Below are 25,932 nucleotides of genomic sequence, written 5' to 3' on the forward strand. Positions count from 1 at the left end.
TGTCCGTGAGGGGGACCGCCGCCGGACGCCCGTTCGGCCGGTCGTCTGCTCGGGGACTTCTCGAAATCTTCAAAGGGATACCTCAAGGAGACACATACAATGGTTTATGAAACCATCGCGTTCGCGCTGTTTGCCCTCGTGACCGTGGGCTGCAGCCTGGGCGTCGTCCTCGTGCGGGACGTCTGGCACTCCGCACTCCTGCTCGGGGGCGCGCTCTTGAGCGTCGCGGTGCATTACGTGATGTTGCAGGCGGAGTTTCTCGCCGCCATGCAGATCCTCGTCTACGTCGGCGGGGTTCTGATTCTCATCACGTTCGCCGTGATGCTGACGCGGACACAACCGGAGGTGAGTAGCACATGACAACGAAACCGGAGCTGAACCTCGGATCGCATCTCGTGCCCGGTCTCGCGGCCACCGCGCTGTTCGTGGTGATGGCCGCGACGTTCCTCTCGGCGTCGTTCCCCGCACCGCAGGGGTTCGCCGAGGGCGCGAACATCACGGCCAGTATCGGCTACGCGATGTTCAACCTCGAGTTGGGCGACGTCGCGGGCGAGAGCTTCCTCGTCGCGTTCATCCTCATCGCGGTGACGCTGGACGTCGCCCTCGACGGGGCCGTCCACCTCGCGACCCGTGAGGGTGAGGACGGCGGTCGAGAACTCCTGGCCGACGGCGGTCGAGAACTCAAGCGCACGCTCTTCGGGGGTGAGGAGTGATGGTCCCGCCGCAGTACTATCTGCTCCTGTCGGCGGCGATCTTCTGTATCGGGCTGTTCGGCATCCTGACCCGCCGAAACGCGCTTTTGTTCCTGATGTCGGTCGAACTGATGTTGAACGCCGCGAACATCAACCTCGTGGCCTTTTCCTTCGTCTGGGGGAACGTCACGGGGCAGACGTTCGCGCTGTTCACGATGGCGCTTGCCGCCGCCGAAGTCGCGATCGGGATCGGGATCATCCTGGTGCTGTATCGCAACTTCGACGGCGTCGACGTCACCGAAGCGACGACGATGAGGTGGTAAGATGGCAGGAATACTCGATTTCGCACCCGCGATCGTACTGTTGCCGTTCGTCTCGTTCCTCGTCGCGCTCGCGGCGGGCGACCGCCTCCCGAAGGGCGGCGCGTACGCCGGGATCGCCGCGACGGCAGGCTCGCTTTTGCTGTCGGCCGCGACGGTCCTGACTGTCGCTGGGGGACAGACGTACCAGGCGACCATCTACACGTGGGCCGAGGGCTTAGAGGCGGTCGATCTGACGTTCGGCGTCCTGATCGATCCGCTGTCGGCGATGATGTTACTCATCGTGACGCTCATCGCCTTCCTCGTCCACGTGTTCAGTCTCGGCTATATGAACGACGAGGGCGAGACCGGCCTGCCGCGCTACTACGCCGGTCTCGGGCTGTTCACGGCGTCGATGCTCGGCTTCGTCGTCGCGGACAACCTGCTTATGGCCTTCATGTTCTTCGAGCTCGTCGGGCTCTGTTCGTACCTGCTGATCGGCTTCCACTTCCGGGAGCCGGGCCCGCCGAGCGCGGCGAAGAAAGCGTTCCTCGTCACCCGCTTCGGAGACTACTTCTTCCTCGTCGGCGTCGTCGCCGTCTTCGCGACGTTCGGCACGGCGGCGTTCTCGGGGTCGGAGTCGTTCCCCGCGCTCGCCGAGGCCGCGCTCCGCGGCGAGGCGGCGTCGGTCTCGACGTTCGGCTTCGCGCCGGAGACGTGGTTCACGATCGTCGGCCTCCTGATCCTGGGCGGCGTGATCGGCAAGTCCGCGCAGTTCCCGCTGCACACGTGGCTGCCCGACGCGATGGAAGGCCCGACGCCGGTCTCGGCGCTCATCCACGCGGCGACGATGGTCGCGGCCGGCGTCTACCTGGTCGCGCGGATGTACGGCTTCTACGCGCTGTCGCCGAACGCGCTTGCGATCATCGCGTTCATCGGTGGCTTCACCGCGCTCTTCGCGGCGACGATGGGCGTCGTCAAACGGGAGCTCAAGCAGGTGCTCGCGTACTCGACGATCTCCCAGTACGGCTATATGATGCTCGCGCTGGGCGGCGGCGGCTACGTCGCCGCGACGTTCCACCTGATGACCCACGCGTTCTTCAAGGCGCTCCTGTTCCTGGGTGCCGGATCGGTCATCATCGCGATGCACCACAACGAGAATATGTGGGACATGGGCGGCCTGAAGGACAAGATGCCCGTGACCTACTACACGTTCCTCTCGGGGTCGCTCGCGCTCGCGGGCATCTTCCCCTTCGCCGGCTTCTGGTCGAAGGACGAGGTGCTCTACGAGACGCTGCTGCACGGCCTCGACGGCAACCCGATCCTGCTCGGCGCCTACGCGATGGGCCTCCTCGCCGTCTTCTTCACCGGCTTCTACACCTTCCGGATGGTGTTCCTGACGTTCCACGGCAAGCCGCGGACGCGGACGGCCGAAGATCCTCACGGCGTGCACTGGAACGTCAAGGGCCCGCTCGTCGTCCTCGGCGTCCTGGCCGCGACGGCCGGACTCGTGAATATGGTCCCCGTTGCGGAGGTAACGGGGCTGCACATCGAGTTCCTGCACTCGTGGCTCGAACACGGCTTCGCCGGGCTGACGACAGAGCACTACAGCACGCTGCTGCACGACTTCGCCGGCTACGGTGCTGCGGGCGTCGAACTGAGCCCGCTGCTTCCAGGCGCAGTCTCGCTCGGGCTCGCGCTGGCGGGCTCCGGCGTCGCGTACCTGCTGTATAACGTCCCCGAGCCGATCCGCCACACCGACCGGCTCGGTCGCATCAAGACACTCCTGTTCAACAACTACTACCAGGACGAGTACCAGGTCTGGCTCGCGAACGGCGTCACGCGGCCGATCGCCCGCGCCGCCAACACGTTCGACGGCGGCGTCGTCGACGGCGTCGTCAACGGCGTCTCGGGCGTCAGCCTGTTCGCCGGCGGGCGGGTCCGCCGGATCCAGACCGGCGTCGTGAGCAACTACGCGGTGCTCCTGACGCTCGGGCTGACGGCCCTGCTTCTCGCCTTCGGTATCCTCGGAGGTTGGTTCGTATGATCATCGAAGCGCTCATCGCAGTCACGTTCCTCGCCGCGCTGGTCGTGTTCGTCGCCCCCGACGAATACGCCGGCCGACTCGCGGCGGCACTCAGCGCGCTCCCGATCCTCGGGAGCCTCTGGATGTGGGCACAGTACGACGCGAGCGGCAACGCCTTACTCGGCGGATCGATCGCGTTCGAGACGGATTTCGTCTGGCTGACGCTGGGCAGCCTCGACTTACACTGGTTCGTCGGCGTCGACGGGATCAGCCTTCCGCTGATCGTGCTGACGACGATTCTGTCGACGCTTGCGATCGTCAGCGCGTGGACGCCGATCGACGACCGGCAGTCGCAGTTCTACGGGCTGATGCTGTTCATGGAGGCGAACCTGCTCGGCGTCTTCGCGGCGCTGGATTTCTTCGCGTGGTTCATCTTCTGGGAGGCCGTCCTCGTCCCGATGTACTTCCTCATCGGCGTCTGGGGCGGCCCGAACCGCCGCTACGCCGCGATCAAGTTCTTCGTGTACACGAACATCGCGTCGCTCGTGATGTTCATCGGGTTCATCGCACTCGTCTTCGGCCTCGGCGACTCGGTGTCGTCGATGCGGCTGCCGGAGATCGCCCAGGCGTTGCGGGCGGGCGAACTCGGCGGCTTCGCGGGACTTGACGCCGCGACGCTGAAGACGGTCGCCTTCGTGGCGATCTTCCTCGGCTTCGCGGTGAAGGTGCCCGTCGCGCCGCTGCACACGTGGCTGCCGGACGCCCACGTCGAGGCACCGACGCCGGTGTCGGTGATGCTGGCGGGCGTCCTCCTGAAGATGGGGACGTACGCCCTGCTGCGGTTCAACTTCACGATGATGCCCGACGTGGCCACGGCGCTCGTGGTCCCGATCGCGGGCATCGCGGTGATCAGCGTTATCTACGGCGCCTTGCTCGCGCTCGCACAGGAGGATCTCAAGCGCATCGTCGCGTACTCCTCCGTGTCGTCGATGGGCTACGTCATCCTCGGCCTCGTCGCGTACACGACCTACGGGGTCGGCGGCGCGACGTTCCAGATGATCGCCCACGGCCTCATCTCGGGGCTGATGTTCATGGCGGTCGGCGTCATCTACAACACGACCCACACGCGGCTGGTGGGCGATATGTCCGGGATCGCCGATCGGATGCCGGTCACCGCCGGCATCTTCGTCGCCGGCGCGTTCGGCTATATGGGCCTGCCGCTGATGGCCGGCTTCGCGGGCGAGTTCTTCATCTTCAAGGGCTCGTTCGCCTCGACGGTCCACTCGGCGATGCCGCTCTTTACCGCCGTGGCGATGTTCGGCATCGTGATCGTCGCGGGGTACCTGCTCTTTGCGATGCAGCGGACCCTGTTCGGTCCCTTCAGCTTCGAGGACGACTACGAGATTACGAAGGCGCCGTTCCACGACGTCGCGCCGCTCGCGGTACTGCTCCTGCTCACGATCGTCCTGGGGGTCGCGCCTGACCTCTTCTTCGGGATGATCCAGGATGCCGTTAATCCGATCCTCACGGGAGGTGGGATCTGATGATGGACGTGCTCGCGCTTCAGTCGGACCTCGTCCCGGCCTGGACGGCGCTTGCGCCCGCGATCGTACTCGGGCTGACCGGACTGGTCCTGCTCGGGATCGACACGATCCAGCCCGGGGAGACGAGCAACACCCTCCTGGCTGGCGTCTCGACAGCCGGTGCGCTGCTGTCGTTCGGTATCACGGCGTGGTTCCTCGTCGCCGGCACCGGCCAGGTGTCGACCGGCGGCGCGATCTCGCTGTACGGCGACGCCGTGGTCGTCGACGGGATGAGCCTCTTTTTCACGCTTATCTTCACCATCGTCACCGCGATGGTGACCGTCGCCGCCTACGACTACCTGCGGGAGCAGTCTCACCGCGGGGAGTTCTACTCGCTGGTCCTGTTTGCGGCGACCGGGATGACGCTGATGTCGATGGCGAACTCGCTGGCGACTGTCTTCGTCAGCCTGGAACTGGCCTCGCTGCCCTCGTATGCGCTCGTCGCGTTCCTCAAGAAGGACCGCGGCAGCGTCGAGGCGGGGCTGAAGTACTTCCTCATCGGCGCGGTCTCATCTGCAGTCTTGGCCTTCGGGATCAGCCTGGTCTACGCCGCCTCCGGATCGCTGATCCTGGGTGAGGTCGCCTCTGCGGTCGGTACCACCGAGATGACCGGCGTCGTCGGCCTCGGTGCGCTGATGATCGTCGGCGGGTTCGCCTTCAAGACCGCCTCCGTGCCGTTCCACTTCTGGGCGCCGGAGGCTTACGAGGGCGCGCCCGCGCCGATCTCGGCGTTCCTCTCGTCGGCGTCGAAGGCCGCCGGCTTCGCGGTAGCGTTCCGCGTCTTCGTCGAGGCCTTCCCGCTCGGGGCGATCCCGGCGGGCGTCGACTGGGTGCTCGCCTTCCAGGTGCTCGCGGTCGTCACGATGACGCTCGGCAACTTCGCAGCGGCGACCCAGGAGAAGGTCAAGCGGATGCTCGCGTACTCCTCGATCGGTCACGCGGGCTACGCGCTGATCGGTCTCGCCGCGCTCAGCGCAGGTGGACCGAACGGCAGCGTCCTGGGAGCGTCGATGGCGCATCTCCTGGTCTACGGCTTCATGAACACGGGCGCGTTCCTGTTTATCGCCCTGGTCGAACACTGGGGCATCGGTCGGACCTTCGAGGACTACAACGGGCTGGCGTCGGTTGCACCGATTGCCGCGGTGGCGATGACGGTGTTCATGTTCAGCCTCGCGGGCCTGCCGCCGTTCGGTGGCTTCCTCTCGAAGTACGCCCTGTTCTACTCGGCCATCGAGGCCGGGTTCTGGTGGCTCGCGGCCGTCGGCGCGATCAACAGCGCGCTGTCGCTGTTCTACTACAGCCGCGTCGTCAAGGCGATGTGGATCGAGTCGCCGGAGGGTGACTTCGGCATCGAGAAGCGGCCGGTCGGGCTGTACGCCGCCGTCCTCTTCGCCGGCATCGGGACGCTACTTCTGCTTCCGGCCTTCGGGCCGGTCATCGAGACCGCCCAGGGCGTGGCTGCTGCGCTGTTCTAGGAACCCACCTTTTTATTTCGTCGGGTGCGCCTGCGGCGCACCCTCCTCGCAAAAAGCTGGATCAAAAAAGACCCGACTGAGTCGCCAGAGGCGACTCAGTCGGTTAACCGCTCGCTTCGCTCGCGGATGCTTAGTATACATTTTCCTTCGTTGATTCAATACCGGATCGTGAATACAGTACAGCGGGGGCGGGGGTATAATTATAGTAGCGTTTGCAAGTCTTCACTCACACGATCGCACGCAGTCGTGCGATCGGATGAGCAATCAGTTGCAAACGCTACTATATTAGATCCGAGTCCGATTCTCCAGTTACGATGACGTCTGCTTCGGAGGATACAGAATCCAACGGCTGGCGTCGAGTGTGGGATGCGCTCCTCGCGGCCGGTCGCTGGGCGCTCGACGTGTTCCGCGGACACGCCGGGAGTCGTCATCTCGAACAGCGCCGAAAGTGAGGAATCACACTTCCTGACGCAGAGAATAGGGCCGACACTTCGGGTCAATCAGAAGACATTTATTTGCCGCAAAGAACCAATTGCTCGTCCCGACAGGGACAGATCCGAGCGCCACTACCGGGTTGCTCGGTATAGTACCGGGCTAGCATCCCGAGACCACTGCTTTTGTGGGGCTGCACAGGTTCTTGCGGATCTATCACGTCCGGGTTCGGCAGTCGTAATTTCGCACGGAAGAGCTTGCTCTTCCGGAGGCAGCGGAGTCAGGATCTTTTTTCGTCCAGCTTTTTGCAAAGAGTGGTCGCGCGGAGCGCGACCCGACGAAGTAAAATGGTGTGGTCTCAGACAAAGCCATATGCAACGGCGGTTGGTTCTCGGCTGTGGGTCGGCCGCGCGGGCGGCCATCGACCGCATCGCCGAGTGGCCGGGTGAACTCACGGTCGTCTCACAGCGAGGCGAGGTCGTCGAGGAGATGGCGGACAACGGGGCCGACACCGACCGCCGCGCCCCCGATGAGGCGTCGGCGCTCCCTGACGGTGAGATGGACGTCGTCTTCGCCGCGAGCGACAACGTCGAAACGAACGCGAAAGCGGCCGAACAGGCACGCGACCAGTATCCCGATGCCTGCCTCGTCGTGTACCTGCCGATCGATACTGACGCCGAGATGCGCGAGCGTCTCGACCGCGTCGCCGACCGACTCGTCGACGTCGAGGGAGTACTCGTCGACCGCGTGAGCGAACTGACCGTCAGCCCCGGGGCGGAGCGACTGCATCGGCTGTTCGACGAGCTTCGCGGGATCGATGGCCGCCTGGCGGTCGTGATGCACGACAACCCCGATCCGGACGCGATTGCCAGCGCCCTCGCGTTGGCTCGGATCGCCGGCGTGGTCGGGACCCCGGCAGATGCGTGCTACTTCGGGGAGATTTCCCACCAGGAAAATCAGGCGCTGGTGAACCTGCTTGAACTCGACGTCGTCGAACTGGCAGACGGCGTCATCGACGACTACGGCGGCGTCGCGCTCGTCGACCACTCCCGACCGGGCGTCAACGACGGACTCCCGCCCGACACGGAGGTCGACATCGTCGTCGACCACCACCCGCCGCGGGGGCCTGTCGACGCGGACTTCGTCGACCTCCGCCACGACATCGGCGCGACGAGCACGCTGCTCGCGGATTACCTCCGGCGGATCGGACTCGATCCCGGCCAGTCACTTGCGACCGCCCTGCTTTTCGGAATCAGGGTCGACACCGACGACTTCGCCCGCGAGGTGTCCGTCGCCGACTTCGAGGCCGCGGCCTGGCTCCTGCCGCGGGTCGACCTGTCGGTTCTCGATCGGGTGGAGTCCCCGAGTATGACTGCGGAGGTACTGGAGACGCTCTCGCGAGCGATCAGTGACCGGGACGTTCGCGGGGACGTGCTCCTGTCGAACGTGGGTGCGATCCGGGATCGGGACGCCCTCGCGCAGGCCGCCGACCACCTGCTGAATATGGACGGAATCCACATCGCCGTCGTGTACGGATTCAGAGACGGGACTGTGTACGTCTCCGGGCGCGCACGCGGGACCGACGTCGACCTCGGTGAGACGCTTCGGGACGCACTCGATGCCATCGGCAGTGCCGGCGGCCACGCCGATATGGCCGGTGCACAGATATCGCTCGGCATTCTCTCGGAGGCCGACGACAACTCCGAGGAAGCGGTAGAAGCGGTCGTTACCGACGTCATCTCGGGACGGGTCTTCGAGACGCTGGAGGACGCGACGACGCTGATGGACGTCGACGATACCCAGACTGGGTGGGCCTCGGAGTTTCCCTTCGAGGAGTGGTGATCGATGGAGGAGACGGCAAACCCAACCGGAAAGCAACCATTGCTGCTCCGTGGGAGTAGTCTTTTGCGCGGGGAACGCAAAGTCACTGCAATGAGTGAGAGACCGAAAGTCAACGAGTATATGACGCGGGAGGTCCAGACGGTCTCGCCGACGGACACCGTCGCCGACGTGGCACGCCGGATCAAAGAAAGCGAGGGACACAACGGGTTTCCGGTTTCGGAGGGGCGGAAGGTCGAGGGATTCGTCTCGGCCAGCGATCTCCTTTTGACGGACGATCAGGATCCGATCTTCACTGTGATGGCCGAGGACATCATCGTCGCACATCCGGATATGAACGTAATCGATGCCGCACGCGTCATCCTCCGCTCGGGAATCCAGAAACTCCCGGTCGTCGACGACGCCGGCAACCTGGTCGGCATCATCTCGAATACCGACGTCGTCCGTTCGCAGATCGAACGCGCCACGCCCGAGAAGGTGGGTAAACTTCGACGAACGCTGGAACAGATTCACGACGTATCCATACACGAGGAGATCCGGACTGTGAAGCTCGATCAGCTCACCCCCTCGCAGGGACGCGTCTACGCCGACGAACTCGAAGGGCGACAGTACGAACTCGAGCGGGGACTCGCCGAGCCGCTCGTCGTCATCGACAACGACGGCGAACTCCTGCTCGCTGACGGCCACCACCGCGTGATGGCGGCCCATCAACTGGGCATCGAGGAGATGGACGCCTCGGTGATCGTCCTCGACGAACGCGTCGAACTGGGGATGCAGCGCACCGCCGAAAAGGAAGGCCTATCCTCGATCGAAGACATCGAGATCCTCGATTACGGTCGCCACCCGCTGGTCGAGACCACGCGGCGCTTGCAAGAGTGAAAGTCACGCATCTCGGATGAGTCTCACTTTCGCGCGGATGCTGGGTCCGTCGCCGCCAGCGACGTGAGAAATCTCCGACTTACTAATTTGCCTCCCAGTGTGTTGTGGCTATGGGCCAGAACTCGAACGGAGTCTCCAGGCGTCTATTTCTCCAGACAGCCGCGGGGATCGGCGCTGCCGGGGGTTCGGCCGGAACGGCGGCCGCACAGGACGGGGCGACTCACACCGTAGATATGACCGACAATCTGGTTTTCGACCCGGATTCGATCACGATCGCGCCCGGCGACACCGTCATCTGGGAGACCGTCGGGACGATCGGGCACTCAGTCACCGCCTACGAAGACGAGATTCCCGAGGAAGCCGACTACTTCGCCTCGGGGGGTTTCGACGTCGAATCGGACGCACGCAGTGCCTACTCCGCCGGCGACCCAGAGAGCGGCGATGTCCCCCAAGGCGAAACGTACCGACACACCTTCGAGGTCGAAGGGACCTACGAGTACTTTTGTATCCCACACGAGAGCGTGGGGATGCTCGGGACAGTCGAGGTCACGCCGGGCGGGGCGACGACGGATACGGGCGGGCCGGCCGCGCCGACCGTCCCCGACGCTGCGAAGAGTCTGCTCGTGACGGTGACAGGTGCGTTCGTCGCCGTTCTCTCACTCACGTACGTCTTCCTGAAGTACGGCGGCGATTACGGGACGACGAACGAAGACGAGGGGTGACAATGATCGGCGGCCAGTGAACGCCTCACACGTCTAAACGCGGTCGAACCCGTTCAGCGGACAATCACGGGGGATGCCGTATCGCGTATCGAACCACTGGAACAGAGAACCCACAAGTATCCTAATCAGCGATGCCATTCTGGGCCGCGTCGACGGCTTCGAGACTCGCGAGGGGCCCGGTGCGCGCCTCGCAGTCCGGACACACGGGATATCCCAGCTCGTCGTATTGGACCGTTTTCGTGGGGAATTCGGTCCCGCAGGCCGCGCAATCGAAGTAAGTTAGCCAGTCGAAGTCCATATCACCACACGGACGGGTGGTATTATAATTAATCACCTATTACGCGCCCTTAGGATGCTTTTTCTGTCGTAATCGGGAGCAGAGAACGGGTTGGCTGTCGAGTACGTATCGTATCACTCATCCGCCGCAGCTTCCACGACAGGCGCGACCGAACGGGTCTCCGACGTTCGGAATCGGGCCCGTCGCATCAGTCCTCAGCGGTCGATCCGTCGTCGGTGTCGTCCCCTGCCGTGGAATCGGCGTCCGTCTCGCCGCCGCCATCGGACGCTTCCCTGGTGGATCCGTCACCGAGAATCGCGTCGATGTCGGCGTGGTCGTAGAGGAGTTCCCCCATCCGCGTGATCGTCGCCTCGTCGCGTGCGCGTCCGGTGTTGACGATCGTCTCCGCGCGGTCGATCACAGAGAGGGTATCGCCCGTCACCAGCAGCACGGGGACCCCCTTCGACTCCGCCTCGCCGAGGAGGGCACCGGGCGGTCGGTGCCCGCCAGTGAGGATGATCGCGTTGACGCCCGGGGCTTCGAGCGCGGCGGCGATGATCTCCGAGCGGTCGCCGCCGGTGATGACCGCGGCGTTCTTCGTGCGGCGGAAGTACCGCAGGGCAGTGTCCCCGCCCATCGCGCCGACGAGGAACCGCTCGACGTACGCCTCACGGTCGCCTTCGGTCAGCAGTTCGCCGCCCAGTTCGTCCGCGAGGTCCGTGACCGTCACACCGGCGAGGTCGCGCTCCCGCGGGACGACGCCGACGACCGGGAGCCCCCGCCCTTCCAGGAAGGGAACGACCTCCTGCTCTAGGCCATCGAAGGCAGCGTCGGGCACGGCGTTGAACAGAATGCCGTCGAGCCGATCGCCGAACGAATCGGCCGCCGCGAGGACGTCGTCGAGGTCGCTTGCCGTCTCGTAATCGGCGACGAGGAGGACGTCGGCGTCGAGTCGCTCCGCGATATCGACGTCTGTCAGGTTGACGATGCCGCCGGTGGACCAGGCGCCGCCGCCCTCTACCAGCATCAGATCGGTACCCGCAGCGAGTTCCGCGAAGCGCTCTTCGACCACCGCGCCGAGTTCGTCGGGATCCTCCTGGCCCCGGATCGCGCCGTCGATGAACGTCGGCGAGTAGACGATCGGCTCCATCTGGTGGACCTCGCTGTCGAGATCGAGAAGTTCACGGGCCAAAAGCGGGTCCTGATCGAGCGTCTTGCCGACGTTCGACTGCAGCCGGGTCCCTTTCGGTTTCATGTATCCCACGGCACGGCCTCGCTCCTGGGCGAGTTGGCCGAGCGCGAGCGTGACTGCCGTCTTGCCGGTACTTTCCGCGATCGAGGTGACGAGTAGGGTCTTTTGCATCGGTGGGTTCCTCAGAGTTTGTCGGGGTCGACGGTGAGCCGCACGTCGACGGCCTCGACGCCGTCGGGTGTGGCCACCAGGGGGTTGATGTCCAGTTCCAGGATTGCGGGGAAGTCGGTCACGAGCTGTGAGAGCCGTTCGATCGTCTCGATCACGCCCGCGATGTCGACGGGGTCGCGTCCCCGTGCGCCGCGAAGGAGCGGCGCGGAATCGATCTCCCGCGTCATCGCTTCGGCCTCGGATTCTGAAACTGGGGCGACTCGGAAGGCGGTGTCCTCGAGCGTCTCGACGAAGATGCCGCCGAGGCCGAAAAGCAGCAGGGGGCCGAACTGCGGATCGCGGTTCATCCCGACGATCGTCTCGACGCCCTCGTCGAGATCGACGGCCTCCTGCACCTGGACGCCGATGATCGTCGCGTCCGGTTGGTAGTTGCGCGCCCGGGAAACCAGATCCTCGTAGGCGTCGATCACGTCCTCGTTCGCTACGCCGATCTTGACGCCGCCGATGTCGGATTTATGCAGGATGTCCGGGCTAACGATCTTCATCACGACGTCGCCGTCGATACGCTCTGCGATCTCCAGGGCGTCGACCGGCGCGTCGGCGATGCCGCCCGCCGGCGTCTCGATCCCGTACGCGTCGAGCAGTCCCATCGCCTCGACGCCGAGGCGCGTGTCCGCCCGTTTCTCGACCGACGAGAGGATCTCGCGGGCCCGTTCGCGATCGACTTCGAAGGTCCGTGGCGCCTCGTACTCGCGGACGCTGATGTCCCGAAATTCCGCGAGCGCGTCGAGGCCGCCGACCGCCCGGGCGGGATCGAAGTAGTTCGGGATTCCCGCCGCCGACAGCGTCTCTGCGGCACGCTCGACGCGCTTTCCGCCCATCAGACAGGCGGCGACGGGCTTGTCGTGTTTCTCCTGCAGCGCCGCGGCGTCCTCGGCTAACCCCTCGTAGTCCAGCACGGCCGTCGGACACGCCAGTACGAGTCCACTGCCGACGTTCTCGTCGCCGAGCGCGACGTCCAGGGCCTCCCGGAACCGTTCGTTGTCCGCGTCGCCGACGACGTCGACGGGGTTGTAGATGTTCCCCTCCGGCGGCAGCGCTTCGGAGAATGCATCCAGGGTCGCGTCCTCGAAGGAGGCCATCGACAGCCGCGAGTCGCCGATCGCGTCGGTCGTCATCACGCCCGGACCGCCGGCGTTCGTGACGATCGCGACGCCGTCTTTCGCCGGGAGGGGCTGGCTCTCCAGGACGCGCGCGGCGTCGAACAGCCCCTGGACCGATTCGGCGCGGATGACGCCGGCCTGCTCTAACCCCGTCTCGTAGGCCTCGTCGGAGCCAGCGATGGTCCCGGTGTGACTGGACGCCGCCTGCGCGCCGGCGTCGGTGCGGCCGGATTTCACGAGGACGATCGGCGTTTCCCCGGTAACCTCGCGGGCGGTCTCGATGAACTTCTGTCCGTCGTCGATCCCTTCGAGGTAGCCGATGATCACGTCGGTCTCGGCGTCCTCGCCCCAGGCTCTGATGAAGTCTGACTCGTCGAGGACGGCCTCGTTCCCCAGGGAGACGACGTCTTTGAAGCCGATGCCCTGGTCGTTGGCCCAGTCTAAGACGGCCGTGATGAACGCGCCGGACTGGCTCATAAACGACATCCGCCCGGGTGTGGCGTCCTCGGGACCGAAGGTGGCGTTCATCCCGACCGGCGTCGACATTATTCCCAGGCTGTTGGGGCCGACGAGGTTGATGTCGTACGCCGTCGCGACGTCGATCAGTTCCTGTTCCCGGGCCGCGCCGTCGCTGCCGGTCTCGCCGAAGCCGGCGGTGATGACGACGACGTTTTTGATACCCGTCTCACCGGCTTCACGGACGACGTCGACGGCGACGTCGGGCGGAACCACCACTACCGCGAGGTCGGCGTCGGCCTCGCCGACGCTGTCGAGCGCCGTGCGACCGAACACCGACTCGCGGCTCGGGTTCACGGGGACGACCTCGCCCGCAAACGAGTCGAGAAGATTCCGCATAATTGCGTCCCCGACGGAGCCCTCGCGGTCCGTCGCGCCCACGACGGCGATGCGTTCGGGGGCGAATAGCTCGGATAACTCTCCCATCAGTTCGATCTACTCGTGGTCGACGCTTAAAAGCAGGTGGGGATTCTCATCCACTCGGGTCGTGACGGCATCGAGAGGACCGAGAGTCGCTTTCCGCGCGGGTCGGAACGGGCCGGAGCCGCGGTTCATACCGTGATCGTCGTCGCGTCAGCGACCTGCCCGAGCCGCTCCGGGTCGATCGGAAACACGGCCGTCGGCGCGCCAGCGGCGGCCCAGACGGTGTCGTACTCCAGCAGGGTGTCGTCGAGATACACCGGCACGTCGGCGTCGTGACACAGCGGCGGGACGCCGCCGACTGCCCATCCGATTTGGGCCTCGATATCGGCGGGATCGGCCATCGACACGGTGTCGACACCGAGATGTACCGCCAGTTGGGGCTCGTCGACGTGGTTCGCGCCGCTCGTGACGACGACCACGAGATCCCCGGCGGCCGAGAACACGAGGCTACTGGCGATCGCCCCGACCTCGCAGCCGATCGCTTCGGCCGCGTCGGCGGCGGTCTCCGTTCCGTCGGGAAACTCCTCGATTCGCGGCTCGATTTCGTACTCTTCGATCACCCGATCGCGGAAGTCGCGGGCGCGCTGGTGCATACTCCCCTCTGTGAGCGCGGTCCCGAAGAACACTTCGCCGCACGAGAGAGATAGTAAGAAATCTGATTTGATGTGTGGCTATCGAGCGTCCGTTCGGCCCCGACTGATGTTTTTAGGCCTGCCAAAACGGTAAGGAATATGAAATAGTTATGTTCGTCGACCGGTTACCGTCCCGTATGGTCGAACTGTGGTCGTTCGCCTTCGTGTTCATGGCGGGCCTGATCACCGCGCTGGCGACGGGGCTGGGCGCGATTCCGTTCTTTTTCGTCGCCGAGGTGAGCGACCGCTGGAACGTCACGCTGTGGGGAATCGCCTCGGGGATTATGCTCTCGGCGTCGGTGTTCGGACTCGTCTTAGAGGCGCTGGGGACCTACATCCAGGTATCGCTGGGCGGCGTTTCGGTCAGTCCGATCCCGCAACGACAACTCCTCTTGCTCGGCGTCGGGCTCCTCTCCGGCGTCGTCCTCGTCTACGTCGCTCACGACCTCATCGAGGCGGCGGACGTCGATCCGCGGGAGTACGCCGAAGCGGACTTCAAAAAGCTCGTGCTCATCCTCGGGGTCCTGACGATCCACTCGTTTCCCGAGGGCGTGGCCGTCGGCGTCTCCTTCGCGGACCTCGGACTGGCGGGCGGGACCCAGATCTTCGGGTTCGTCGTGCCGCTGCTCGCGATCTTTATGACGATCGCCATCTCGATCCACAACGTTCCCGAGGGCGTCGCCATCTCGATTCCGCTGCGGTCGATGGGCGTCGCGAACTGGAAGCTCGTCTGGTGGTCGGTGTTTTCGAGCCTGCCGCAGCCGATCGGTGCGGTGCTCGCGTTCTACTTCGTCCGTGTCGCCCGGGAGTTTCTGCCCGCGGGGTTCGGCTTCGCCGCCGGCGCGATGATCTATCTCGTGCTGACGGAGTTCATTCCGGAGGCGCTGGCGGTCGGCAAGGGCCTCCCGGGTGACGGCCGCCGAGAACTGCTCGGGGGCGTCGCTGCCGGCGTGCTGGCGATGATACCGCTCGCCTTCGTCTGAGAGTCCGAAGATCGCGTCTCTTTGCTGTCTGAGCTCTCACGCGTCGGCGTAAAAGTCAGAAACCGATCAGTGACTGTGGCCCATCGCCTCGTCGAGCGGGACGCCGAAGCGCTCCTCGAAGAGGTCCTCCATCTTTTCGTTCAGCGCTTCCAGATCTGCCGGCGTCTCGCCCTGTCCGTGGTGGACGACCGCGTGGGCCTGCTGTGCGAACGACTGGACGAGGAGGTCGCCGACGACCGCCGTCGGCGACTCGCCAGCCTCGGTGAAGACGTCGGCGAGCCCCTCGGGGAGTTCGAGTTCCTCGACGTCGCCGTTCGGCGCTTCGATCGTGTAGGTCTCGGTGTCGACCATACGCCCCCTCCGGCGGCGCGGCTTAAGGGTCTGTGGGAAACGGGCCGGGCCGGACACAGTACGGACAGGGCGAGACGCCGGCTGACCTAATGGCGACTCCGGTCGATCGGCCGCGTCCGGACGATAGCTCCGATCAATCTGCTGCGTCCGGACGATAGCTCCGGCTCACGGCCTTCCAGCGGTTCGATCGGAAGCGACGGAGGTTCACGACCATCGGCACGGCCGTCTCCGCGAACAGCGCGATCAGGAGGCCGCCGACGCCGAGTGCCGGGATAACGGTTCCGAGCCACGCGACCGGGAGCGCGACGAGATACAGCCCGGCGAGCGCAGCGATGAACGGCACGCGGGTGTCGCCCGCGCCGCGGAGTGCGCCCGTGATCGATCCGTCAATGCCGAGCGCGATCACGCTGACCGCGGCGACCCGCACGAACCACGCTGAGAGTTCGCGGTTCGCCGGGTCGTCGACGAACACGCCTGCGATCGGATCACCGAACGCGACGACGATGGCGGCGGCACCGACGTAGACCAGCGCCGAGAGGCGGACGATCCCCCAGCCGTAGGCCTCGGCTTCGCTTTCCTCGCCCGCGCCGAGTTCTTGGCCGACCAGGGTCGAGGCCGCGATGGAGAAGCCCCACGAGAAACTCCCGAGCAGCGCGCGGACCTGCCGGCCGATGCCGACAGCTGCGACCGCGACGGGACCGAACGTGGCCGCAATGGCCAAAAGTGGGAACACAACCAGCCCCTGTGCGGCCCGCCGGGCGATGAGCGGTGCCGACACCTGCGCGATCTGGCGGAGCAGTTCGCGGTCGACGAACGGCCGCGAGAGTGTGAGCGGGACAGGGCTGGCGCCGCGGCCGCGGAGGTAGTTCCGCCCCGTCATCCCCCACGAGAACGCGACTGTCACGAGTGCCGTCGCAAGCGTGGTCCCGAACGCCGCTCCCGCGACGCCCATCCCCAGCCCGAGCACAAAGAGCGACGACAGCGCGATGTTAGCGATGGCGCCGCCGGCCCGCATCGCCATCGGGGTGAGGGTGTCGCTGACGCCGGCGTACGTCCGGCTGGCGATCAGATTGAGATACTCGAACAGGAGTCCGGGGGCGACGATGGCGAGGTACGTCGCACCGTGACGGATGCTGTCCGGATCGTCGCCGACGAGGCCGACGAGCGGTTCCGCGGCTAGGCCGAACACGACGGCTGTCGGAACGCCGACCGCGAACGCGAGGAGGACACTCAGGCGGACGACAGCGGCGGCCCGATCGACGTCGCCGCCGCCGTAGTTCTGTGAGACCAGCGAGACAGTCCCGCCCGCCAGGCCGATCGCGAGGAACTTCGCGACCATCCAGAAGGCGTTTGCGATCGTCAGCCCCGCGACCGCCGTCGATCCGATGACGATCCCGACGAGCGCCAGATCCACCGTCCGCTTGGACATAATCGCAAAGCCGGTGACGATCCGCGGCCACGCCAACTCGAAGGTGTCTTCGAGCCGGCGTTCGTCGATGACGCCCGCACTCGCCAGTGATCTGGCGAGGGACGATCCGGTACGGCGGAGACGTGACACGTTCCGATGGTGAGTCGCCGTCGGCTAATCGGTTGCGTTCGCGAGCGAGGGTCGCCGGTAATTCGTCGCCCCCGGGGTTAGTGCATCGGAAACAAGGCCGCGAATTGCTTCCGTTGTCGACAGCGGTCCTTTTTTAATTGTTTCCAGCATCGCCGCGCGCAGCGCGGCGTTCACCGCTCGCGAAGCGCGCGGTTTTTTGGTCCAGATTTTTTGGCCGGAGTCGAGCGCTGCCTCCGGCAGCGCGAGGCCCCGGTGAAAATAGGTGGGTATTAGTCGTCGCTCTCGGCGGCCGCGACCTCGCCGCCCGCCGCCGCTTTGCCTTTCCGCTCCAGTTCTTCGAGGTAGTCGTCGGCGTCGAGGGCGGCCTTCACGCCCATCCCGCCGGCGGTGGCCGCCTGCTGGTAGTGGTAGTCGACGACGTCGCCCGCGCCGAAGATGCCGGGGACGTCCGTGGCCGTCTGGCCGCCGCCGTCGCCGCCTTTCGCCTGCAGGTAGCCCTCGTCGTCGAGTTCGACGCCGGTATGTTCGAGGTACTCCGTGTTCGGCGTGTGACCGATCGCGTAGAACACCGCGCCGACGTCGAAGTCGAACTCCTCGGTGTCGGGGTCGTCGAGTTTCTCCGTGGGGTGGCCCTCGGGGTGGGAGACCAACGTAACGTGATCCATTCCCTCCTCGCGCCTGCCGTGGAGTTCCGTCACCTCGGTGTTCCGCATAATCTCGATTTCGCCCTCGTCGACCTTCTCCATCACGCGGTCGATCCAGTAGTCCTCCGCGCGGAACTCCTCGCGGCGGTGGGCGATGTACACTGTCGAGGCGAACTTGGTGAGGAAGTTCGCCTCCTCCATGGCGGCGTCGCCGCCGCCGACGACGAGGATCTTCTCGTCGCGGAAGAAGGCGCCGTCGCAGGTCGCACACGTCGAGAGGCCGTAGCCCATCAGCTCGTCCTCGCCGGGAATCCCGAGCGTCCGTGCCGACGCGCCCGAGGCGGCGATGACGGCGTCGGCGGTGTAGACGTCACCGTTCTTCATCCGGACCGTGAACGGCCGTTCGTCCCCCTCGACGGACTCGACGATCCCGTTTTTAATCTCGGCGCCGAACCGCTCGGCCTGCGCCTTCATATTCTGAACGAGTTCGGGGCCGGAGATCCCCTCAGGGAACCCCGGATAGTTGTCGACCTCCGTGGTCAGCGTGAGCTGTCCGCCCGGTTCGTCGCCCTCGAAGACGAGCGGGTCGTTGTTCGACCGGCCCGCATAAATTGCGGCCGACAGGCCCGCGATGCCGGAGCCGGCGACGATGAGCGGTCGGTGATCGACGATCTCGTCTGTGTCCTCTGTCATATCCATTCGTTCGGTGGACGCGTCCTTTTAGGTTCCGCTGTCGTGCGCACTATCCGCCAGACTGTCTTGTATATAGTTCACAATACTACTGCCGGGCCCAATATACCTCGCCGATACCCACGGGCGCAATATATACCGCCGGCGTGCGGAGTGAGCGATATGCCGGCGGAGTTGACCGAGAAGACGGACCGCTACGAGGGGATGCTCGCCGACGCCCTCGGGGCCGCGGAAATCGCTGTCCCGGAAGCGACGCCCCTGGGCGAGACTGCCGCGGAGATCCGGGAGATGGCGCAATCGTATCTCGAAGACGGGCGGCACTTCCGGGAGCACGACGACCCGGTGAACGCCCTGGCGGCGTTCTCGTACGGGTACGGATGGCTGGATGCCGGGGTCCGGATGGGACTGTTTTCGGTCCCCGAGGAGACCGACCTGTTCACGATCGAGTAGGTGCGGCGTTCGGGGCGTCCCGTCGCTACTCGAATCGATAGGTCGGCCCGTCGTCGCCGTCCTGTACCTCGACGCCGAGGTCGACGAGGTCGTCGCGGAGGTCGTCGGCGCGCTCGTAGTTGCCAGCCTCGCGTTCGGCTTCGCGGACCTCCAAGACGAGTTCCACCAGTTCCTCTGCGAGCGTGACCGTTCCGTCACCCGTCGCCTCGTCGCCGAACGAGAGGCCGAAGACCTCGCCGCCGAGGTCCTCGAACGTTTCGACCGACTCTCTGAGCGCCCAGAAGTCGTAGGCATCGGCGTCGTCGACGTGCCGGTTGATCGCGGTCGCGAGTTCGAGCAGCGCCGCCATCGCCTCGCGGACGTTGAAGTCGTCGTTCATCGCCGTCTGGAACGACTCCCGCGTCTCCGCAATCTTCTCGCGGAAGGCCTCGGCTTCGACCTTCGCGTAGGCGTCGGTGCTGTCGCAGGCGTCGACGGCGGTCTCGTAGGCGCGTTCGAGTCGCTCCCACCGCTCTTCGGCCTCGCGCATCTCCGATTCCCCGAAGGTCTGTTCGCTTCGGTAGGCGGTCGACAGGTAGAACGTGCGCACCACGTCGACGCCGTACTCCGAGAGGGCCTCCTCTACTGTGAGGAAGTTGCCGAGACTCGAGGACATCTTGTCGCCCGCCGTCTGCAACAGCCCCACGTGGAGCCAGTAGCGGGCGAACTGCTCGCCGGTCGCCGCCTCGCTCTGAGCGATCTCGTTTTCGTGATGCGGGAAGACCAGATCTCTCCCGCCGACGTGGATATCGATCGTATCGTCCAGATGCGTCATCGACATCGCCGAACACTCGACGTGCCACCCCGGCCGGCCCTCGCTCCACGGCGACTCCCAGGTCAGGCCTTCCGGTTCATCGATCGGATCGAGGTCGGCGTCGCGATGCTCCGCGATGTCGCCGGGATCGACCGCGCCGGCCTTCCACAGCGCGAAGTCCGCGGGGTGGCGTTTTTCCGAGCGCTCCGCCGCCGCGCCCTGCGTTTCGATCTCGTCGAGGCGCTGGTTCGAGAGTTTCCCGTAGTCGTCGAAGGCGGTGACGTCGAAGTAGACCGAGCCGTTCGACTCGTAGGCGTAGCCCCGCTCGACGAGCGTCTCCACGAGGTCGACGATCTCGGGGACGTGTTCCGAGACGCGTGGGTACACCTCGGCGCGTTTCAGGTTCAGCCCGCGCATATCGCGGATCACGTGCGAGGTGAAGTGCTCGGCGACCTCCGGTTCGCTCTCGCCCGCCTCGCCGATCCGCGCGACGATCTTCTCGTTGACGTCGGTGAAGTTCTCGACGTGGCGCACGTCGTAGCCCTCGTGGGCCAGCCAGCGGTGCATCACGTCGGCGTGCGCCCACAGGCGGGCGTGCCCGAGGTGCGCGTCGTCCGAGACCGTCAGCCCACAGACGTAGAGCAGAACGTCCTCGTCGTTCCGCGGTTCGAACTCCTCGCGTTCGCCCGTCAGGGTGTTGGTCACGGACAGCGTCATCACCCTCCCATTCTCCGGACGCGTTTTTCAACCCGTCGGAACGGACGGTCACGGACGCCTCTCTGCGGTGGCCGGAGGGGACGTCGGCGCGGGCGCACCGACCGCTACTGTTTACTCGGCTCCGGAATAATATGTGTTTATGAGCGCTCGACGCGGGAAAGGGACGGTCGCGATTGTCGGCGGCGCAGGTGCGGTCGGGTCGACCACGGCCTTTGCCCTGATGGACAGCGGACTGGTCGGCGAGATCGTGCTCGTGGATATCGACGACGAGCGGGTCGAGGGGGAGGCGATGGATCTGGCCCACGGCGCGTACTTCACGTCCCCTGTGACAGTGCGCACCGGCGGTTACGAGGACTGCTGGGACGCCGACGTCGTGATCGTCACCGCGGGCGCGAGCCAGGCGCCCGACGAGACGCGCCTCGACCTGGTGGAGCGCAACGCGGACATCTTCGCGGAGATGGTCCCGGAGATCACTGCAGGACTCTGCGACGATGCAGTGTTGCTCGTCGTCACGAACCCCGTCGACGTCCTCTCGTACGTCGCCTGGCAGGTGTCGGACCTGCCGGCCGAGCGGGTGATCGGCTCCGGAACGGTGCTGGATACCGCCCGCTTCCGGCACGCGCTGAGCCGGGAGTTCGACCTCGATCCGGCGAACGTCCACGCGTACGTGATCGGGGAACACGGCGACAGCGAGGTCCTCGTCTGGGACTCGGTGAATCTGGGTGGCATTCCGCTTGAATCCTACTGCGCCCAGCGCGGGATTGAAGATACCGACGTGCTCGAAACGCGAATCTCCGCTGAGGTCCGTGACGCCGCCTACGAGATCATCGAGCGCAAGGGACGGACGAACTACGGCGTCGCGCGCTCGGTGACGGCCACCGTCGAGCGCATCCTCGGCGACGGCGACTCGATCCTCACGGTCTCGACGCTGCTCGACGGCCAGTACGGGATCGACGACGTCTATCTGAGCCTCCCCTGTACCGTCAACCGCGGCGGCGTCCGCGACGTTCTGGAGTTCGATCTCTCCGACGGAGAGCGAAAGGCCCTCGAAGACTCCGCGGCCGTCGTTCGCGACTCGATCGACCGGCTGAACGTCGACTGACCCGCGTTTACTGGGTCGGTACCGCCGACAGCGCCGATTCGACGAGTCGCAGCGCGTTCGCGCCGTCGTTGCGGGGGACGACCACGACCAGGTCGCCGTCCGCGACGCCGGCGGCGTCGACGACGACGTTCTCGGCAGCGAGTCGGTCGACGACGGCAGACTGCGCCCGCGAGTCGACCGCGCCGTCGACGACGATGGCCGTGAGACTCCCGTCGGCGGTGACGATCGCCGAATCGCCGACCGTCAGGAGCGCCTCGGCTCCGGCGTCGTCCGGACCGTCTGCCTCGCCAGCGGCGTCCGGACCGTCTGCCTCGCCAGCGGCGTCCGGACCGTCTGCCTCGCCAGCGGCGTCCGGACTGCCCGCCCCGCCGTCGCCGACCTCGCCCACGTCGACGCCAGCGAGACCGACCCCGCTCCGCATCCGAACGGTGACCTCACGCGATTCAGTCCCCGCGGGCGGCAGATCCTCGGCGAACCGGCGCAGTGCCGTCGCGATCGATTCGGTCTCGCCCTCGACGTCGAGCGACTCGGCGGCGGCCGCGTAGTTGACCACGCCCGCCCGGAGCGCGCGAAGCAACCACGGACGGGCCCGAACCGCGGCCCGCGTCTCGGCGGCAAGTGACATACAGGTGTCCTCGTTCGAGGTGCGCAAAAGTTCCGGGGGTGTCGGAGCCGAGTTCGCTCCCGCCCGCCCCTGCCGGCCCGACTGGCTGAATTTTACCTTCCGAAAACCCGAAGAAACGTTTTCGGAACCCGAAGTCCATAAGGGCGTTCCGGACACAGATCGGGTATGCAAGCGCTGGTTATCGTGGCACACGGGTCGCATCTCAACCCCGATTCGTCGGCACCGACACACCGCCACGCGGACACGATCCGCGCGACGGGCGCGTTCGACGAGGTGAAGACGGGCTTCTGGAAGGAGGAACCGTCGCTACGCGAAGTGCTCCGGACCGTCGAGTCCGAGGAAGTCTACGTCGTCCCGCTTTTCATCAGCGAGGGATACTTCACCGAGGAGGTGATCCCGCGGGAACTCCGCCTGTCGGGCTGGGACGTCGCCGAGTGGGACTCCGATGGACTGAGCGCCGACACCGCGACGCTCACCGCCGAGGACACCGGCCAGACGGTTCACTACTGCGGGCCGGTCGGCACTCACGGCGCGATGACCGACGTGCTGGTTCGCCGTGCGGAGACCGTGACCGGCGACCCCGACGTCGGCGAGGGCTTCGGCTTCGCCGTCGTGGGCCACGGCACCGAACGCAACGAGAACTCCGCGAAGGCCATCGAGTACCACGCCGACCGCGTCCGCGAACTCGACCGCTTCGGGGAGGTCCAGGCGCTCTATATGGACGAAGAGCCCGAGGTCGACGACGTGACCGACTACTTCGAGTCCGAAGACGTCGTCGTCGTCCCGCTTTTCATCGCCGACGGGTTCCACACCCAGGAGGACATCCCGGAGGATATGGGCCTGACCGACGATTACCGGACGGGCTACGACATCCCTGCGGAGGTCGACGGCCACCGCATCTGGTACGCCGGGGCCGTCGGCACCGAGGGACTTTTGGCCGACGTGGTGCTCGAACGCGCCGCCGACGCCGGCGCCGACATCGAGTCGGCGATCGCGACCGTCCGCGAGGAGACCCGCGAGACGGACGCCGACGGAGAGACGCCGGCGGCGGGTGACTGACGTGCGGGACACCCAACTCGATGCCCTCCTCGATCGGGCAGCGGACTCGGGAGTCGACTTCGACGGCCTGCGCGTTACGGCGGACTCGGACGGCTACACCCTCGAAATCGACGATTCAGACGTTCGTCACGAGAACCTCACCGGATCCGACGTCCGTGCCACAGCGAAGGAGGACGACGTCGCGCCGTACGTCACCAACTGGTACTACTGGGAGGAAGTCGTCGGCCACTCGGGGCGTCATCGTCGGGCGTTCCTCCGCCACGCCGAGGGAGCCGAGGAGCATTCGGTTCCCGAGCGGTACGAGGCGCTTCGATCGGGACTGCAGACGGAATGGGGCGACGTCCTCGTCACCGCGACGCTCGCAGCCGACGGGCACCGTCGCTACGAGATCCGCCACGCGGACGACGAAGGGGTCGACACGGCGGAACTGGACGGCTACGAGGATCCGCTCGCCGCGCGTGAGATCGCCACCTACGACGAGACGGGTCGGTACCGGCCCCTGAAGACCGCCCCGTCGCTCGTCTCCGGATGGGTCTTTTCGGGTCTCGACGGCCGCGACGCCGCCGAGACGCTGGACGTCCTCTATCCTGCCTCCGTCGCCAACTGGAACCTCGAACGCGAGGGCGAACTCGACGTGACCCACTGGCGGGACACGGCCGAACGACAGACCGGCATCTACGACGTCGTCGAGGAACTCCCCTCGGCGGCCGTCGATTGGGTGGCGGAAGCGTGCTGTGTGGACTCACAGTGTCTCAAGCGGCGCGAGTGGGAGTACGACGCGGACCACGAACTCGACGCCGACGGCGGGGACGGAGCCTTCCCCTGCCGCGAACCGTGTTCGCTCGTCGTCGCGGCCGCGCGGAAGTGGACCAAACTCGAAGAGGAGGAGACCCGGACCTACGAGTTCGAACTGACCCCCTCCGAAAAGGAGCAGATCGAGGCGATAATCGACGCCGTCGCCGACGACCGCACCGACGAGATCCGCGAGGCCGACGTCTACGAGGGTGCTAACCGGTACCGGGCCAGATACCTCCGAGCGAAGCGGTTCGACGACGAGGGGAACCTGTCGGGGACGGCGACGCACCCAGAGGATGGTGAAGACGGGCACACCGAACACGACGACGAACACTGATTCGGCATCCCGCCCCGCAGGAAAACAGCCGCCTCGCTACCGCTCTTCGAGCAACCGCTCGGCGTGTGCTTCCGACTGGGCGCGTTCCCACCGCACCTGTTCGGCCTCGCCGTAGGCCAGTTCTTCGCGGAGCGTATCCGGAAGAAAACCCGCCGTCGCCTCGGTCACGTTCCCGTCTCCGTCGCCGAACTCGATGAGTCCGTAGGCATCGGGAGCCGAACCGACCGTTCCGCGACTCAGCGGCTGCCAGCGCTTTCTGAGCGCCATCAGTCGGCTCCGTCGTCCGCCTCGTCTCCGTCTCCCTCGGCTCCGTCGTCGTCTTCCCGCACGAACTCGTACGATTTCTCGCTCCAGTCGTCCTCGACGAAGACGAACACGCGGCCCCGCGCCACCTCGGGATCGGCTTCGATCTCCGTGCGCATCCCGCCGGGGCGGCGCACGGTGACGCCCGGGAACAGCTCTTCCTCTTCGCCGTCTTCGAGGATCACCCGCCCGACGCCAGTCGATTCGAGGATGTCGTCGTGGGTCTTCAGGTCGTTGACGTACAGCATCACGCCCTCGGTCTCGGTCGGATCCGTAACGAGAACGTGGGTTTCCTTCTTCGGCGGCGTCGTGAGCGTGTCGGTCACGGGCTCGGGGACGCCCCGGTACAGCGTCGTTCGCCCGTCGGTGTACTCTACCTCGACGCCGTGGTCGAGGAGTTCGACGCCGACGGTGCTCGGCGGGACGTCGTTGCGCGCGCTCATACGCTCGTCTTCGAGCGTCCGATTCAAAAGGACCGCGATGGCGTCGCTGGCGCGGCGGCGCAAAAGAGCCGTTCGCGAACGCAGCGGTTTTCACCCCGGCCAGTGACCCAGCGACTGTGAGCGACCACGACGGCAACGCCCCCGAGACGGACATCTCTGCGGGGGAATCCGAAACGGACACCACCGCAGCACAATCCGAGACGGCAACCCCCGCGACAGAATCCGAAACGGACACCACCGCGACAGAATCCGAAACGGACGCGAGCCCCCCAGCCGAGCGACTGACGTACGAGGACGTCGACGTGGGCGACCGCTACGTCGCTGACGGGACAGTGACGTTCACCCGCGAGGAGATCGTCGACTTCGCCGCGGAGTACGACCCGCAGCCGTTCCACGTCGGTGACGACGTCGACGACGCCGCGCCGTTCGACGGCCTCGTCGCAAGCGGCCTGCACAGCTTCTGTGTCTGCAGTCGGCTCGCGACCGAGGCGTTCTTCGGTCGGATCGCGTTCCTGGGTGGCCGTGGCGTCGACGAACTCAGGTGGTACCGCCCCATCCGGCCGGGTGACTCGCTGTCCGTCGCGGTCGAAATCGTCGACAAGCGCGTCTCCGAGTCGGACCCCCGCCGGGGTCACATCGACGTCGACATACTTGGACGCGATCCCGACGGTGAGACGGTCGTCCGCTGGCGGGTGCTGGGGATGATCCGCCGCGAGAACTCGGCGTAGCCGCCTGCCGTTCTGCGTCCGCGGCAACAGCCG

27 protein-coding genes are annotated in these 25,932 nt (G+C 65.9%); 16 read left to right on the forward strand and 11 right to left on the reverse strand.

Annotated features, from left to right (window positions below; all coding sequences use genetic code 11):
• Positions 1 to 99 precede the first annotated feature (99 nt).
• From RJT48_RS13425 to RJT48_RS13470, 10 genes are all read left to right on the forward strand, one after another.
• On the forward strand, positions 100 to 360 hold the full coding sequence (locus tag RJT48_RS13425; protein WP_103992159.1) for an NADH-quinone oxidoreductase subunit J: 261 nt from the start codon (positions 100 to 102) through the stop codon (positions 358 to 360).
• Complete coding sequence (locus RJT48_RS13430; RefSeq protein ID WP_311172831.1) at positions 357 to 713, forward strand: proton-conducting membrane transporter; 357 nt, start codon at positions 357 to 359, stop codon at positions 711 to 713. The genes RJT48_RS13425 and RJT48_RS13430 overlap by 4 nt, the downstream gene beginning before the upstream one ends.
• Complete coding sequence (gene nuoK, locus RJT48_RS13435) at positions 713 to 1,015, forward strand: NADH-quinone oxidoreductase subunit NuoK (RefSeq protein ID WP_311172832.1); 303 nt, start codon at positions 713 to 715, stop codon at positions 1,013 to 1,015. Before RJT48_RS13430 ends, nuoK begins: the two co-directional genes overlap by 1 nt.
• 1 nt (position 1,016) lies before the next feature.
• A complete protein-coding gene (gene nuoL, locus RJT48_RS13440) occupies positions 1,017 to 3,038 on the forward strand; it encodes an NADH-quinone oxidoreductase subunit L (protein WP_311172833.1) in 2,022 nt (673 codons plus the stop codon).
• Positions 3,035 to 4,561: a complex I subunit 4 family protein gene (locus RJT48_RS13445; RefSeq protein WP_311172834.1), complete on the forward strand. Its 1,527-nt coding sequence runs from the start codon at positions 3,035 to 3,037 to the stop codon at positions 4,559 to 4,561. The genes nuoL and RJT48_RS13445 overlap by 4 nt, the downstream gene beginning before the upstream one ends.
• A gap of 8 nt (positions 4,562 to 4,569) precedes the next feature.
• Positions 4,570 to 6,075 carry an NADH-quinone oxidoreductase subunit N gene (locus RJT48_RS13450; RefSeq protein ID WP_311172942.1) on the forward strand — a complete coding sequence of 502 codons (1,506 nt, stop codon included), beginning with the start codon at positions 4,570 to 4,572 and terminating at the stop codon, positions 6,073 to 6,075.
• A gap of 314 nt (positions 6,076 to 6,389) precedes the next feature.
• Complete coding sequence (locus tag RJT48_RS13455) at positions 6,390 to 6,527, forward strand: hypothetical protein (RefSeq protein WP_311172835.1); 138 nt, start codon at positions 6,390 to 6,392, stop codon at positions 6,525 to 6,527.
• 352 nt (positions 6,528 to 6,879) lie between these two features.
• Entirely contained in the window at positions 6,880 to 8,349 is a 1,470-nt protein-coding gene (locus RJT48_RS13460) for a DHH family phosphoesterase (protein WP_311172836.1), read from the forward strand.
• Positions 8,350 to 8,439: 90 nt separating this feature from the next.
• Positions 8,440 to 9,225 carry a CBS domain-containing protein gene (locus RJT48_RS13465; RefSeq protein ID WP_311172837.1) on the forward strand — a complete coding sequence of 262 codons (786 nt, stop codon included), beginning with the start codon at positions 8,440 to 8,442 and terminating at the stop codon, positions 9,223 to 9,225.
• Positions 9,226 to 9,335: 110 nt separating this feature from the next.
• Positions 9,336 to 9,947, forward strand: a complete 612-nt coding sequence (locus tag RJT48_RS13470; protein WP_311172838.1) for a plastocyanin/azurin family copper-binding protein — start codon at positions 9,336 to 9,338, stop codon at positions 9,945 to 9,947.
• Positions 9,948 to 10,068: 121 nt separating this feature from the next.
• Here the strand turns inward: RJT48_RS13470 and RJT48_RS13475 are convergent, their stop codons facing one another.
• From RJT48_RS13475 to RJT48_RS13490, 4 genes are all read right to left on the reverse strand, one after another.
• Positions 10,069 to 10,245, reverse strand: coding sequence for a hypothetical protein (locus RJT48_RS13475; protein ID WP_311172839.1), 177 nt, complete (start codon positions 10,243 to 10,245; stop codon positions 10,069 to 10,071).
• A 187-nt stretch (positions 10,246 to 10,432) separates the two neighbouring features.
• Positions 10,433 to 11,587 (reverse strand): phosphotransacetylase family protein, encoded by a 1,155-nt coding sequence (locus RJT48_RS13480; protein ID WP_311172840.1) that lies wholly within the window; start codon positions 11,585 to 11,587, stop codon positions 10,433 to 10,435.
• Positions 11,588 to 11,598: 11 nt separating this feature from the next.
• Positions 11,599 to 13,692: an acetate--CoA ligase family protein gene (locus RJT48_RS13485; RefSeq protein WP_311172841.1), complete on the reverse strand. Its 2,094-nt coding sequence runs from the start codon at positions 13,690 to 13,692 to the stop codon at positions 11,599 to 11,601.
• A 125-nt stretch (positions 13,693 to 13,817) separates the two neighbouring features.
• Positions 13,818 to 14,282 carry a YbaK/EbsC family protein gene (locus RJT48_RS13490; protein ID WP_311172842.1) on the reverse strand — a complete coding sequence of 155 codons (465 nt, stop codon included), beginning with the start codon at positions 14,280 to 14,282 and terminating at the stop codon, positions 13,818 to 13,820.
• Between the two features lie 176 nt (positions 14,283 to 14,458).
• On the opposite strand from RJT48_RS13490, the gene RJT48_RS13495 reads away from it, so the two are divergent.
• Positions 14,459 to 15,304, forward strand: a complete 846-nt coding sequence (locus RJT48_RS13495; protein ID WP_311172843.1) for a ZIP family metal transporter — start codon at positions 14,459 to 14,461, stop codon at positions 15,302 to 15,304.
• Positions 15,305 to 15,370: 66 nt separating this feature from the next.
• On the opposite strand, the gene RJT48_RS13500 is transcribed toward RJT48_RS13495, so the two are convergent.
• From RJT48_RS13500 to RJT48_RS13510, 3 genes are all read right to left on the reverse strand, one after another.
• Positions 15,371 to 15,655, reverse strand: coding sequence for a DUF7545 family protein (locus RJT48_RS13500; protein ID WP_311172845.1), 285 nt, complete (start codon positions 15,653 to 15,655; stop codon positions 15,371 to 15,373).
• A gap of 133 nt (positions 15,656 to 15,788) precedes the next feature.
• Positions 15,789 to 17,213, reverse strand: coding sequence for an MATE family efflux transporter (locus RJT48_RS13505; protein ID WP_311172846.1), 1,425 nt, complete (start codon positions 17,211 to 17,213; stop codon positions 15,789 to 15,791).
• Positions 17,214 to 17,482: 269 nt separating this feature from the next.
• Positions 17,483 to 18,550: an NAD(P)/FAD-dependent oxidoreductase gene (locus RJT48_RS13510; RefSeq protein WP_311172847.1), complete on the reverse strand. Its 1,068-nt coding sequence runs from the start codon at positions 18,548 to 18,550 to the stop codon at positions 17,483 to 17,485.
• A 159-nt stretch (positions 18,551 to 18,709) separates the two neighbouring features.
• Between RJT48_RS13510 and RJT48_RS13515 the strand changes: the two genes are divergently transcribed.
• Entirely contained in the window at positions 18,710 to 18,997 is a 288-nt protein-coding gene (locus RJT48_RS13515; RefSeq protein ID WP_311172848.1) for a DUF357 domain-containing protein, read from the forward strand.
• A 25-nt stretch (positions 18,998 to 19,022) separates the two neighbouring features.
• Here RJT48_RS13515 and cysS read toward each other — a convergent pair whose 3' ends face one another.
• Positions 19,023 to 20,507, reverse strand: coding sequence for a cysteine--tRNA ligase (cysS, locus tag RJT48_RS13520; protein ID WP_311172849.1), 1,485 nt, complete (start codon positions 20,505 to 20,507; stop codon positions 19,023 to 19,025).
• A gap of 139 nt (positions 20,508 to 20,646) precedes the next feature.
• Here cysS and RJT48_RS13525 point away from each other — a divergent pair, with 139 nt between their 5' ends.
• Positions 20,647 to 21,609 carry an L-lactate dehydrogenase gene (locus RJT48_RS13525; protein WP_311172850.1) on the forward strand — a complete coding sequence of 321 codons (963 nt, stop codon included), beginning with the start codon at positions 20,647 to 20,649 and terminating at the stop codon, positions 21,607 to 21,609.
• A 7-nt stretch (positions 21,610 to 21,616) separates the two neighbouring features.
• Here RJT48_RS13525 and RJT48_RS13530 read toward each other — a convergent pair whose 3' ends face one another.
• Positions 21,617 to 22,234, reverse strand: coding sequence for a DUF7523 family protein (locus RJT48_RS13530; RefSeq protein ID WP_311172851.1), 618 nt, complete (start codon positions 22,232 to 22,234; stop codon positions 21,617 to 21,619).
• Positions 22,235 to 22,399: 165 nt separating this feature from the next.
• Here RJT48_RS13530 and RJT48_RS13535 point away from each other — a divergent pair, with 165 nt between their 5' ends.
• Both RJT48_RS13535 and RJT48_RS13540 read left to right on the forward strand, forming a co-directional pair.
• On the forward strand, positions 22,400 to 23,293 hold the full coding sequence (locus tag RJT48_RS13535) for a CbiX/SirB N-terminal domain-containing protein (protein WP_311172852.1): 894 nt from the start codon (positions 22,400 to 22,402) through the stop codon (positions 23,291 to 23,293).
• On the forward strand, positions 23,286 to 24,425 hold the full coding sequence (locus RJT48_RS13540) for a DR2241 family protein (RefSeq protein ID WP_311172853.1): 1,140 nt from the start codon (positions 23,286 to 23,288) through the stop codon (positions 24,423 to 24,425). Before RJT48_RS13535 ends, RJT48_RS13540 begins: the two co-directional genes overlap by 8 nt.
• A 36-nt stretch (positions 24,426 to 24,461) precedes the next feature.
• Here the strand turns inward: RJT48_RS13540 and RJT48_RS13545 are convergent, their stop codons facing one another.
• The gene (locus RJT48_RS13545) at positions 24,462 to 24,692 is read right to left on the reverse strand and encodes a DUF7508 domain-containing protein (RefSeq protein ID WP_311172854.1); all 231 of its coding nucleotides are present in this window, start codon (positions 24,690 to 24,692) and stop codon (positions 24,462 to 24,464) included.
• Positions 24,692 to 25,171, reverse strand: coding sequence for a DUF5796 family protein (locus RJT48_RS13550; RefSeq protein ID WP_311172855.1), 480 nt, complete (start codon positions 25,169 to 25,171; stop codon positions 24,692 to 24,694). Before RJT48_RS13550 ends, RJT48_RS13545 begins: the two co-directional genes overlap by 1 nt.
• A gap of 116 nt (positions 25,172 to 25,287) precedes the next feature.
• Here RJT48_RS13550 and RJT48_RS13555 point away from each other — a divergent pair, with 116 nt between their 5' ends.
• Positions 25,288 to 25,899, forward strand: a complete 612-nt coding sequence (locus tag RJT48_RS13555; protein WP_311172856.1) for a MaoC/PaaZ C-terminal domain-containing protein — start codon at positions 25,288 to 25,290, stop codon at positions 25,897 to 25,899.
• The last annotated feature ends 33 nt before the right edge of the window (positions 25,900 to 25,932 follow it).

It is taken from the genome of Halobellus ordinarius, assembly GCF_031823395.1.
GTDB classification, from domain to species: domain Archaea; phylum Halobacteriota; class Halobacteria; order Halobacteriales; family Haloferacaceae; genus Haloquadratum; species Haloquadratum ordinarius.

What these genes read in the sequence shown, in the direction of transcription:
- RJT48_RS13475 (WP_311172839.1), bottom strand. Translation starts at nt 10,245, where the DNA reads ATGGACTTCGACTGGCTAACTTACTTCGATTGCGCGGCCTGCGGGACC.
- RJT48_RS13425 (WP_103992159.1), top strand. Translation starts at nt 100, where the DNA reads ATGGTTTATGAAACCATCGCGTTCGCGCTGTTTGCCCTCGTGACCGTG.
- RJT48_RS13485 (WP_311172841.1), bottom strand. Translation starts at nt 13,692, where the DNA reads ATGGGAGAGTTATCCGAGCTATTCGCCCCCGAACGCATCGCCGTCGTG.
- RJT48_RS13480 (WP_311172840.1), bottom strand. Translation starts at nt 11,587, where the DNA reads ATGCAAAAGACCCTACTCGTCACCTCGATCGCGGAAAGTACCGGCAAG.
- RJT48_RS13445 (WP_311172834.1), top strand. Translation starts at nt 3,035, where the DNA reads ATGATCATCGAAGCGCTCATCGCAGTCACGTTCCTCGCCGCGCTGGTC.
- RJT48_RS13455 (WP_311172835.1), top strand. Translation starts at nt 6,390, where the DNA reads ATGACGTCTGCTTCGGAGGATACAGAATCCAACGGCTGGCGTCGAGTG.
- nuoK (WP_311172832.1), top strand. Translation starts at nt 713, where the DNA reads ATGGTCCCGCCGCAGTACTATCTGCTCCTGTCGGCGGCGATCTTCTGT.
- RJT48_RS13545 (WP_311172854.1), bottom strand. Translation starts at nt 24,692, where the DNA reads ATGGCGCTCAGAAAGCGCTGGCAGCCGCTGAGTCGCGGAACGGTCGGT.
- RJT48_RS13525 (WP_311172850.1), top strand. Translation starts at nt 20,647, where the DNA reads ATGAGCGCTCGACGCGGGAAAGGGACGGTCGCGATTGTCGGCGGCGCA.
- RJT48_RS13530 (WP_311172851.1), bottom strand. Translation starts at nt 22,234, where the DNA reads ATGTCACTTGCCGCCGAGACGCGGGCCGCGGTTCGGGCCCGTCCGTGG.
- RJT48_RS13550 (WP_311172855.1), bottom strand. Translation starts at nt 25,171, where the DNA reads ATGAGCGCGCGCAACGACGTCCCGCCGAGCACCGTCGGCGTCGAACTC.
- RJT48_RS13465 (WP_311172837.1), top strand. Translation starts at nt 8,440, where the DNA reads ATGAGTGAGAGACCGAAAGTCAACGAGTATATGACGCGGGAGGTCCAG.
- cysS (WP_311172849.1), bottom strand. Translation starts at nt 20,507, where the DNA reads ATGACGCTGTCCGTGACCAACACCCTGACGGGCGAACGCGAGGAGTTC.
- RJT48_RS13500 (WP_311172845.1), bottom strand. Translation starts at nt 15,655, where the DNA reads ATGGTCGACACCGAGACCTACACGATCGAAGCGCCGAACGGCGACGTC.
- RJT48_RS13495 (WP_311172843.1), top strand. Translation starts at nt 14,459, where the DNA reads ATGGTCGAACTGTGGTCGTTCGCCTTCGTGTTCATGGCGGGCCTGATC.
- RJT48_RS13490 (WP_311172842.1), bottom strand. Translation starts at nt 14,282, where the DNA reads ATGCACCAGCGCGCCCGCGACTTCCGCGATCGGGTGATCGAAGAGTAC.
- RJT48_RS13460 (WP_311172836.1), top strand. Translation starts at nt 6,880, where the DNA reads ATGCAACGGCGGTTGGTTCTCGGCTGTGGGTCGGCCGCGCGGGCGGCC.
- nuoL (WP_311172833.1), top strand. Translation starts at nt 1,017, where the DNA reads ATGGCAGGAATACTCGATTTCGCACCCGCGATCGTACTGTTGCCGTTC.
- RJT48_RS13510 (WP_311172847.1), bottom strand. Translation starts at nt 18,550, where the DNA reads ATGACAGAGGACACAGACGAGATCGTCGATCACCGACCGCTCATCGTC.
- RJT48_RS13535 (WP_311172852.1), top strand. Translation starts at nt 22,400, where the DNA reads ATGCAAGCGCTGGTTATCGTGGCACACGGGTCGCATCTCAACCCCGAT.
- RJT48_RS13470 (WP_311172838.1), top strand. Translation starts at nt 9,336, where the DNA reads ATGGGCCAGAACTCGAACGGAGTCTCCAGGCGTCTATTTCTCCAGACA.
- RJT48_RS13430 (WP_311172831.1), top strand. Translation starts at nt 357, where the DNA reads ATGACAACGAAACCGGAGCTGAACCTCGGATCGCATCTCGTGCCCGGT.
- RJT48_RS13515 (WP_311172848.1), top strand. Translation starts at nt 18,710, where the DNA reads ATGCCGGCGGAGTTGACCGAGAAGACGGACCGCTACGAGGGGATGCTC.